Consider the following 1,073-nt stretch of genomic DNA (forward strand, 5'->3'; position numbering starts at 1 on the left):
CTGACCGCTGCAATCACTACCGTTCTGGCAAAAACCTACGGTGGTTCTGCTCGTGCATTCGACCAGATCGATAACGCACCAGAAGAAAAAGCTCGTGGTATCACCATCAACACTTCCCACGTTGAATATGACACCCCGACTCGCCACTATGCACACGTAGACTGCCCAGGCCACGCCGACTATGTTAAAAACATGATCACCGGTGCTGCGCAGATGGACGGCGCGATCCTGGTTGTTGCTGCGACTGACGGCCCTATGCCTCAGACTCGTGAGCACATCCTGCTGGGTCGTCAGGTAGGCGTTCCTTTCATCATCGTGTTCCTGAACAAATGTGACATGGTTGATGACGAAGAGCTGCTGGAACTGGTAGAGATGGAAGTTCGTGAACTGCTGTCTCAGTACGATTTCCCAGGCGACGACACTCCAATCGTTCGTGGTTCCGCGCTGAAAGCGCTGGAAGGCGAAGCAGAGTGGGAAGCAAAAATCATCGAACTGGCTGGCTTCCTGGATTCTTACATCCCAGAACCAGAGCGTGCGATTGACAAGCCGTTCCTGCTGCCAATCGAAGACGTATTCTCCATCTCCGGTCGTGGTACCGTTGTTACCGGTCGTGTAGAGCGCGGTATCATCAAAGTTGGCGAAGAAGTTGAAATCGTTGGTATCAAAGAGACTGCGAAGTCTACCTGTACTGGCGTTGAAATGTTCCGCAAACTGCTGGACGAAGGCCGTGCTGGTGAGAACGTTGGTGTTCTGCTGCGTGGTATCAAACGTGAAGAAATCGAACGTGGTCAGGTACTGGCGAAGCCAGGCTCAATCAAGCCACACACCAAGTTCGAATCTGAAGTGTACATTCTGTCCAAAGACGAAGGCGGCCGTCATACTCCGTTCTTCAAAGGCTACCGTCCACAGTTCTACTTCCGTACAACTGACGTGACCGGTACCATCGAACTGCCAGAAGGCGTTGAGATGGTAATGCCAGGCGACAACATCAAGATGGTTGTGACTCTGATCCACCCAATCGCGATGGACGACGGTCTGCGTTTCGCAATCCGTGAAGGCGGCCGTACCGTTGG

The 1,073-nt window shown here is 52.9% G+C and carries 1 protein-coding gene; it reads left to right on the forward strand.

The features are described 5' to 3' along the window. The coding region (gene tuf / locus E3U32_RS17480) for an elongation factor Tu (protein ID WP_134349788.1) at nt 1–1,073 on the forward strand (1,073 nt) is incomplete at both ends.

This window comes from Lelliottia nimipressuralis (assembly GCF_004402045.1).
Classification (GTDB): Bacteria; Pseudomonadota; Gammaproteobacteria; order Enterobacterales; family Enterobacteriaceae; genus Enterobacter; species Enterobacter chinensis.